This is a genomic window from Nostoc sp. UHCC 0251 (genome assembly GCF_034932245.1).
Lineage (GTDB): Bacteria > Cyanobacteriota > Cyanobacteriia > Cyanobacteriales > Nostocaceae > Nostoc.
Genome location: NZ_JAYGHD010000337.1, coordinates 17,687 through 24,338, shown reverse-complemented (window position 1 = coordinate 24,338; position 6,652 = coordinate 17,687). Strand labels below are relative to the sequence as shown.

Below are 6,652 nucleotides of genomic sequence, written 5' to 3'. Positions count from 1 at the left end.
GTTTCTTGAATCCTTTGCCAGCAAGCATTTCAAGACTTAACGGGAAAAGTCAGATGTAATAAGCCTTGTTTACTACATTTAAAGGGAGTTTTAGCTGTGACATTTGTATTAAGTTCTGAAAACGTTTTAGAGTACTTAATTAACAAGAAGTTATTTTTTCAACAAGAGCAAGCTTTAAGCAAAGTCGAGCTAAAAGATGCCAAGAACTTTAATCTATTAGTGAGCTTACAAGATAATCGCCAACTGCTAGTAAAACAGGAGCGTCACGATCGAGAAGGGAAAACTGCGGGTGAATTTTTGAGTGAATGGCTAATTTATCAGTTCTTTCAAGAAACTCCTGAACTTAGTCACATCCAGTTAATGCTTTCAGAGGCTTTACATTTTGATGCAGAGCATTCTGTTATTATTTTTAACTACTTCAATGACTATCTTGATCTAGCCGATTTCTATACAAAGAAGAATATTTTCCCACCCGCGATCGCAACTTCAATCGGCGTAGCTTTAGCTACAATCCATCGTGCTACATTCAACTGTCAAAAATATCAAGAATTTTTTTCTCAGCAATCTGAGGATGTATCTAGTGAACAAGCTTTTAACTTTAATCTTGGACTAGAACGAATTAGTCCTGAAGTTTTTGGTCTGATTCCCGCAGATGGTTTTAAATTCTTTGCTCTCTATCAACGATACGATAGCCTTGGACAAGCGATCGCAGAACTCATCACTGCTTTCGAGGCTTGTTGTCTAACGCACAATGACCTAAAGCTGAACAACATTCTTTTGCACAACGATTGGGAGCAAACTATTTCTCAAGCAGAGCAATCGAGTCATAGTATTATTCGATTGATAGATTGGGAACGCGGCGCTTGGGGAGATCCTGCATTCGATTTAGGAATGCTCATTGCCAGTTATCTACAATTTTGGCTTGGTAGTTTGGTTGTTAGCAAAGCAATCAATATCGAAGAATCTTTACGCCTAGCGATGACACCGCTTGAGGTAGTTCAGCCTTCTATTGCAGCTCTTACTCAAGCTTATCTTGGTAATTTTCCAGAAATTTTAGAGCATCGCCCTGATTTTTTGAAACGAGTCGTGCAATTTTCTGGTCTTGCCCTAATTCAACAAATTCAGGCAATGCTTCAATACCAAAAATCCTTTGGCAATACAGGTATCTGTATGCTTCAGGTTGCTAAAACTTTGTTGAGTCGCCCTGAACAATCAATCCTAACTGTTTTTGGAGTGCCAGAATCTGAACTCACTCACCTAAGCCGTTCTCCCGTTTAAGTATTTTTAGTTGCACCTAAACCATTATGCAATTACTAGATTCTCTTCAAAGTCAACTGTTAACTTCTGCGCCAAATCGAGTACTGGATTCTCTTCAAGATATTGCCAATCATGTTCAAATCCAGTCGAATTTTTGTATTAGCCATCCAGCTTACAAACCTTTTGAAATTTCTACTGAGGTAGTAACTCGTTTTCAACGAATACCTTCGGATCTCCAGAATAAATATCTGAGTCTACAACTGCAAAGTTTTCTCTACGGCATCTATTACAACGGCTCTATGCAAGCTGCCTTAGCAGAAGATGCAAGTCTAGCACTTCATCAGAATTTAGAGAACAATACTTTTCTAGGAGTAGACCTAGAGTTTTACGATCGCCTGCATAAAAGCAATACCGGAGAAGGCTACTTTGACCCAGGTTGGCAGGTATTGCGGCAAGAAAGTGATGGTAGTCTCGCCGTGAGAAAGGATGGTTTGACTTTGCATATTGAGCGCGATCGCCATTTAAAGCCTACCGAACAATCAGCGATCGCAGGTAGCTTAGTGGCTATCCGTATGCCTCGTAATCTAGTTCAAAACGGGTTTTACATGGCTGTTAGCGATGCCGGCCCAGACACTTATCCTCAGACAGTCAGAGTTTACTTTAACTTGACACCTGAAGGTGCGATCGCACTCATGGAAAGCCTGACACGGCAATTAAACCAAATCAGAATTCCTTTCGCCTTTAAAGTCCTATACAACCCTTCTGATTACGGACGCTATGACAGTGGGGTTCTCTACTTTGAGAAAAGCAATTATGAAGTAATTCGACAAGTGCTAAAAAGTTTTTATGCAGAAATGCTATCGTATTTTCGCACAGAAGTACCCCTGTTTACAAAATTACTTGCCCCTGGAATTGCTTTAGCAGAAGAACCAGATTTCAAATTTGCTGAGTCTGAAAGTTTTGGGATGAATCGCTGTCAAATTGTTGCCAATGGTTTGCTGTCAGCTAGACAAAAAGAGGACGAATCTCCAGAAACTCGGATGGCATTTATCCGCCAACATTTCTCTATGTTCGGGATTGACTGGCAGCGTGCCTACCTCAATGCCAACTCTGAAGACATCTACACCCCGTTAAATCTATGAAACTAACCGATTTCGCGCCGCCAGCTGTCAGGTTTGCCGAAATGAGATAATGTAGTAATGTAAATTATTTTTGTACTACATCAGGGAGGAAAAATGATGACTGAATTGCTAGCCGTCCGGGTTCCCTTCAAAAACTCAACCAGAACAAGGCGCAGAGATTTTCGTTCAGTCCTCCATTTACAGGAATGATACTCGAATTTATAGACACTAGAGAAATTCATCTACAAAAGTGTCCGCCTCTGTGCGCCTTGTGTATAGCAAGCAGCACACATCGAGGAAATATCAATGAATTTGGATTGTTTAGGCTGGAGTGACTTTTTTACTCACAGTTTTGCACCTTATAGCCAACAAGGTTTTAATGTTGGTAGGGTTGCTATTGAATACAGAAATACTTACATCGTCTATAGCGAACAGGGAGAACTAATAGCAGAAGTTGCAGGTAAACTGCGACATCAAGCTACCCAACCGCAAGACTTTCCCGCCGTTGGCGACTGGGCGATCGTTCAGGCGCGAGAGTCAGAAGGACGCGCTACTATCCACGGAATTTTGCCGAGAAAAAGCAAGTTTTCCCGAAAAATCGCTGGTAGTAAAACCGAAGAACAAATTGTTGCAGCTAACGTCGATACGGTATTCTTGGTTTGTGGACTTGATAGCGACTTTAGCCTCAGAAGAATTGAACGCTATCTGATTTTGGCTTGGGAAAGTGGTGCAAATCCAGTCATAGTTTTAAATAAAGCCGACTTGTGCAACTCTTTAGATGAGTATATATCTGAAGTCGAAGCCGTTGCCATTGGTGTACCAATTCTGGTATTGAGTGCCACCACTAATCAAGGATTGGATGCCTTGAAATCTTACCTCCAAGCAGGACAAACAGTTGCTTTGTTGGGGTCTTCTGGTGTGGGAAAATCTACTATCACCAACCAACTTAAAGGTGCATCAGTGCAAGCTGTGCAATCAGTGCGTCGCGGTGATGACCGAGGTAGACACACGACTACAAATCGAGAATTAATATTACTGCCGACAGGCGGCTTAATTATCGATACCCCAGGAATGCGAGAAATTCAAATTTGGGCAGGTGATGAAAGCTTGCAAGGAACCTTTGCAGACATCGAAACCTTAGCCGCAGAATGCCGTTTTCGTAATTGCCAACACAACAACGAACCCGGTTGTGCAGTGCAAGAAGCATTACTTAAGGGAGAACTTGATTATTCAAGATTTCTCAGCTATCAAAAATTGCAAAAAGAACTCAACTATCTTGTCCGCAAACAAGACCAACGAGCGCAATTAGCTGAGAAAGAACGTTGGAAGAAAATCAATAAAGCTATGCGAAATCATCATAAGCGTTGATGATGTTGGGATGAATAACTGATTTTCTTGTGGGACGGGGATAGCACCCGTCCTTTTTTAGCAAAAACTAAGTTCGACTTTTGGCTACTTTTGATTATGATGCAGTACCTTTAGCCTGGATTGTAGGAGAGTTTTTTTATTTATGGACTCAAATCAGCAACAAAATTTTTTCACGTTCGATGGAGATGTTGGCGGTACTGCTGGATACGCCGGGATTTCGGCGACATCTGATGCTAGTAAAGCAGCTATTGCTGCGGGTGAATACCTCAACGACTCACGGCTCTTGAACCAACTGACAGAGCACGTGTATAAACTTTTGCTAGAAGACCTGCGATCGCAGCGCGAAAGACTAGGTAATTATAATTCACAAAGGTGGTTGTGATGGCTACAGGCGCTAATAACGGCAACATTACTCACGAATTAAATTATGTCACTACTAATCGTTTCTACGTAGAGATAGACAGTTCTATTGCTGCATCTTTCGCTGAATGTTCAGGATTAAGTATTCAAATTAAGAAAAATGTTTTTCAGGAAGGTGGTGTCAACGATCAGCAAAGAATTTATTTAGGTCATACAGAATTTTCAGACATAACTCTTAAACGTGGAGTTACCGATCATCCAGGTTTTTGGAACTGGATGAATGCAGTTTTTGATGAAAACAAGAAAACATCTCGACGCAATGTCAACATTTTGATTTTCAATCAAGCTGGTGAAACGATGATGAGTTGGACTTTAATTGGCGCTATTCCCATAACCTGGAAAACACCTTCGCTCGAAGCAGATGGGAAGGCAGTTGCAATTGAAGAATTAACTTTAGCTTATGAAGGTGTACAAGTTGCAAGAGCTACAGGAGGAGGCACTACTGTACAACGAAATCAAAAAACAGGATATTTCGTTTCTAGCTAATTGGCTATTTTTCAAATATAACTATGCAAATTATTCAATCTACCTTAGGAAACAATGTTCATCCTCTTGGGATAATATCATTTTTATCTAATTCTCATAAGATGGGATTTAGACAAGAGTCTCATTTTCTGCATTCACGCAGTAATTTTATCAGTCCCATACACAACAAAGCACCATTAGTCACATCCTCGAAATTTTCTTTATCTCGTGAACACGAATCGTCGATCCAGCAATTAATAGGTTGGGATAGTTGGGATAGTCAGGATATAAATAGTGAGTTTCCATTACTTGAGGTTGATTCTTTTAATTCCATAGATACACCAGAAAAGAATAACCTTAATAGTAGCGCATCAGTAAAAAACATTATTCCAGAAATAATGCCAACTCGCATTGATAAAAATATTAGTAATGATGCATTATCACAAATAAATATTAAAAGCAAATCTAAATCAAAAAAAAATAAGAAATCTCAACAGCCAGCAGAAAAAAAATCAAAAACGAAATCTAATACTAAAAAAACAGTTCAGTTATCAGCACCTAACAATATTAAGCAATTTATTGATGAAAGCAACATTCCTATTAATTTTAATGAAGACGGCTTATTAGCATCAGATAAACATCTGTCTGTTGAAGCTAATTCGGAAATACCCAAAGCGCAACTCGATATCACTTCAGATAACACTACAATTGAACCTTATTTTGTTAATGATATAACGGAATACACTTCGCCGATTATTGAAGATAAATCGACTTCATTCAGCAATTTGACTAACGATGAACTGCAATTAAAATCTGAGTTACCATCTAGTTTGCCTAGTGCAGAGTCGTTTATTGTAGAAAGCATTTTGCAATCTGAAGAAAATATTGAATTAAAACAAGATATAAGTAGATTAGTGGAAGATTCGTTTATAGATTTTCCTTTGCATAATAATAAAGAAAAACTTCCACCGTCTAAAAGCTTTACTAATAATGAAGAAAAAGTAATCTCTGAAACATCAGAATCAGCCGATATCTCAGATATGCCAATCAGCCTAACGCCATCAGAAAAAAATATTAAAATATATCAATCTCCTTCTATAGGTGAAAATAAAAATACTGATAATAAAACAAATTCAATCCAACCAAAAAACGTTTCACTAGGCTTAGATTCTCCATTGCTCTCGAAAGAATCATCACCTACAAACAGCAATTCTGAGGCAATTACATCCCTTGAACCAAGTTTAATATTAGAAAATACCTCAAATGACTTTTTCATAGATAATGCTGTGGCTGATAATTCTCTAGAAAATACAGCTTTATCATCAGAACTTATCTCACCTGATATTGATAATACAACTCCTTCTTTGTCAAATAATGAAAATACAATAGAAACGCATAAGTATACGCCTAAAACGTATGTTGCTGTACCCAATCCTGAGTCTTCAATTACAAAAAAAACTATTAGAGTACAACAAGAAGTTGACTCTAGTGTTACAAGTGAGTCTCCAGCTAGTGCGCCTGTTCAGTTAACACCTACACCCGCTGATATTGAAGACATGCCTAGTTTGTTGACAAACTCTAATAATAATGAACAGTTAGTCAATTCAGAGTCACAATCTACTATGGCGGTTAATGTTTCAGATGTCTCAGCAAATGTGACTTCACTGGAGCATAACAGTAATAGCAATGTTGAGAATACTACCAACGAGTCTACAGAAAATCAGCCCATTTTGGCATTACCTGAAATTGGTGAAACTAGGATATCTAATGACAACCTGCTAGATGTCTACGCACCACTTTCAGCTACATCACCTGAAATTAGTGAAACTGGGATATCTAACGACAAGCCGCTAGATGTCTATGCACCACTTCCTAAAACATCGCCTGAGATTGCTGAAACACCAGTATTTAGCGCCACATCACCTGAAATTGGTGAAACTGGGATATCTAATGACAAGCTGCTAGATGTCTACGCACCACTTTCAGCCACATCACCTGAAATTAGTGAAACTGGGATATCT

The 6,652-nt window shown here is 38.9% G+C and carries 6 protein-coding genes; all 6 read left to right on the top strand.

What is annotated here, in order from left to right; translation table 11 throughout:
* The first annotated feature begins 96 nt into the window (after positions 1-96).
* Entirely contained in the window at positions 97-1,278 is a 1,182-nt protein-coding gene (locus VB740_RS28325; RefSeq protein WP_323203177.1) for a phosphotransferase family protein, read from the top strand.
* A 26-nt stretch (positions 1,279-1,304) separates the two neighbouring features.
* Positions 1,305-2,399 carry a T3SS effector HopA1 family protein gene (locus VB740_RS28320; RefSeq protein ID WP_323203176.1) on the top strand — a complete coding sequence of 365 codons (1,095 nt, stop codon included), beginning with the start codon at positions 1,305-1,307 and terminating at the stop codon, positions 2,397-2,399.
* Positions 2,400-2,684: 285 nt separating this feature from the next.
* On the top strand, positions 2,685-3,746 hold the full coding sequence (gene rsgA / locus VB740_RS28315; RefSeq protein WP_323203175.1) for a ribosome small subunit-dependent GTPase A: 1,062 nt from the start codon (positions 2,685-2,687) through the stop codon (positions 3,744-3,746).
* Positions 3,747-3,888: 142 nt separating this feature from the next.
* Positions 3,889-4,128, top strand: coding sequence for a hypothetical protein (locus VB740_RS28310; RefSeq protein ID WP_323203174.1), 240 nt, complete (start codon positions 3,889-3,891; stop codon positions 4,126-4,128).
* Positions 4,128-4,652 carry a phage tail protein gene (locus tag VB740_RS28305; protein ID WP_323203173.1) on the top strand — a complete coding sequence of 175 codons (525 nt, stop codon included), beginning with the start codon at positions 4,128-4,130 and terminating at the stop codon, positions 4,650-4,652. Before VB740_RS28310 ends, VB740_RS28305 begins: the two co-directional genes overlap by 1 nt.
* A gap of 23 nt (positions 4,653-4,675) precedes the next feature.
* The coding region (locus VB740_RS28300; RefSeq protein ID WP_323203172.1) for a hypothetical protein at positions 4,676-6,652 on the top strand (1,977 nt) is incomplete at its 3' end.

What these genes read in the sequence shown, in the direction of transcription:
- VB740_RS28320 (WP_323203176.1), top strand. Translation starts at nt 1,305, where the DNA reads ATGCAATTACTAGATTCTCTTCAAAGTCAACTGTTAACTTCTGCGCCA.
- rsgA (WP_323203175.1), top strand. Translation starts at nt 2,685, where the DNA reads ATGAATTTGGATTGTTTAGGCTGGAGTGACTTTTTTACTCACAGTTTT.
- VB740_RS28310 (WP_323203174.1), top strand. Translation starts at nt 3,889, where the DNA reads ATGGACTCAAATCAGCAACAAAATTTTTTCACGTTCGATGGAGATGTT.
- VB740_RS28305 (WP_323203173.1), top strand. Translation starts at nt 4,128, where the DNA reads ATGGCTACAGGCGCTAATAACGGCAACATTACTCACGAATTAAATTAT.